We start from the raw sequence: 659 nt of genomic DNA, 5'->3' as shown, positions 1-659 counted from the left end.
GGCCGGTGACCCCCAGCCTCAGCGACGGCAAGACGGTGTTCATCTCTGCGCTTGTCCACAACCTGATCCATGGCGGGCGCCTGCCGCTGTTCGAAGCGCAGAAATCGGGGCGCATCGCGCGCGCCTTCCTCGAAGAGCAGCCCGACGATGCCGTTCCCCGCTTCCAGTACGAGGATCATGTCGCGGCGCTGGTCAACGACCGTGTCTGGCCAGACTCGACGCGCGCCATTTCCGAGCTCCGGCTGACCATCGAATACGAATCAGCTTCTGGCTGGAACCGTATGTTTTCGGCTGGAAAATTGTCGCTCGACATCGTCGACTACCCGGGCGAATGGCTGCTTGACCTGCCGCTGCTCGGCAAATCCTTCGCCGATTTCTCGCGCGAGGCGATGGAGATGGCGGCACTGCCCGTGCGCGCCGATCTTTCCGAGGGCTGGCGGACGCTCGCCGCTCAGATCGATCCCAACGCCGATGCCGACGAGATGACGGCGCGCCGGCTTGCCGAGGCCTTTTCGGCCTATCTCAAGGCGTGCAAGCTCGACGAGCGCGCGCTGTCGACCTTGCCGCCCGGCCGTTTCCTGATGCCCGGCGACCTCGACGGCTCGCCCGCGCTGACCTTCGCGCCGTTGCCGGCACTGGCCGCGCGGCGGCCCCCCCCC

1 protein-coding gene is annotated in these 659 nt (G+C 66.9%); it reads left to right on the top strand.

Going from position 1 to position 659, the window contains the following annotated elements:
* On the top strand, positions 1 to 659 hold a 659-nt coding region (locus tag EN745_RS35520), incomplete at both ends, for a YcjX family protein (protein WP_189363282.1).

Origin of the sequence: Mesorhizobium sp. M4A.F.Ca.ET.022.05.2.1, assembly GCF_003998845.1 — a bacterium.
Taxonomy (GTDB): domain Bacteria; phylum Pseudomonadota; class Alphaproteobacteria; order Rhizobiales; family Rhizobiaceae; genus Mesorhizobium.
Note: the sequence above shows the minus strand (reverse complement) of the source record. Positions and strands in the feature narration are given on the sequence as shown.